The sequence below is a fragment of the Isoptericola sp. NPDC056134 genome (genome assembly GCF_042264825.1).
GTDB classification, from domain to species: Bacteria; Actinomycetota; Actinomycetes; order Actinomycetales; family Cellulomonadaceae; genus Isoptericola; species Isoptericola nanjingensis.
Genome location: NZ_JBHJVM010000054.1, coordinates 3063 through 4004 on the forward strand (window position 1 = coordinate 3063; position 942 = coordinate 4004).

Sequence of the window (942 nt, forward strand, 5' to 3'; positions counted from 1 at the left end):
GCTCTGAACTACCTCTGGAACGAGACGGTTGGCGAACTTCGTCGGCGCGTCGCCGCATACGACCTCGCGTACTTCTACGAGATCGCAGTGCCGTCGCCCGATCGACGCAAACACCTTTCGACGGAAGACGACCTCGCGAAGGTCGAGGACGTTGATCTCCTGCGCGCGTCCCTTCAGATCGGCCTGCTCTCGCAGACTGGGCACGCTCAGCTCGATCACATCCGGTACATGAGGAACTGGGCATCCGCGGCCCATCCCAACCACGTCGAGATCACCGGGCTCCTGCTCGCTGGATGGCTCGAAACGTGCATCCGCCAGGTCATCATGCTGCCGTACGACACGATAACGGCCGAGACCAAGCGCCTACTCGGCAACGTGAAGCAACAGCCGATCGACCAAGCCACCGCGACCAGCACGGCTGCCTTCTTCGAGGATCTGCCACCCGAGCGCGCCGACGCGATCGGGGCAGGTCTCTTCGGGCTCTACGTCGACCCGACACGGGTTCCCTTGGTCGCCGACAACGTCAGGACCCTGTGGCCTCTCCTGTGGCCCTACGTGAGCGAGGATGCACGCAACGGTTTTGGCCTTCGCTACGGCCGATTCCTCGCCAGCCTCGATACCGCCCAGGCAACCTCTGCCCGCGAACTCCTCGACCTCGTCGGCGGAGCGGCATACCTTCCGGAGAAAGAGCGGGCGGTCGAGGTAGACGCAGCGATCGATGCCCTGCTGGCAGCACACCACGGTTGGAACAACTTCCACAGCGAGCCGGCGCCGGCCCGCACGCTCGCCGGACTAGTGGGCGAGCGCGGCGAAGTGCCCGAGAGTGTCCGCACCAAGTACCTGCTTGCACTGGTGGAGGTGTGGCTGGGCAACGCCTACGGCGTCAGCTGGGCTGCAGTTGAGACCTACGAGACGCTCCTGCGACGCCTCGAGTCCTCGGAC

General features: G+C 64.9%; 1 protein-coding gene. It reads left to right on the forward strand.

What is annotated here, in order from left to right; all coding sequences use genetic code 11:
* A partial coding sequence (locus ACFCZN_RS21145) for a hypothetical protein (RefSeq protein ID WP_430558069.1) occupies positions 1-942 on the forward strand: 942 nt, incomplete at both ends.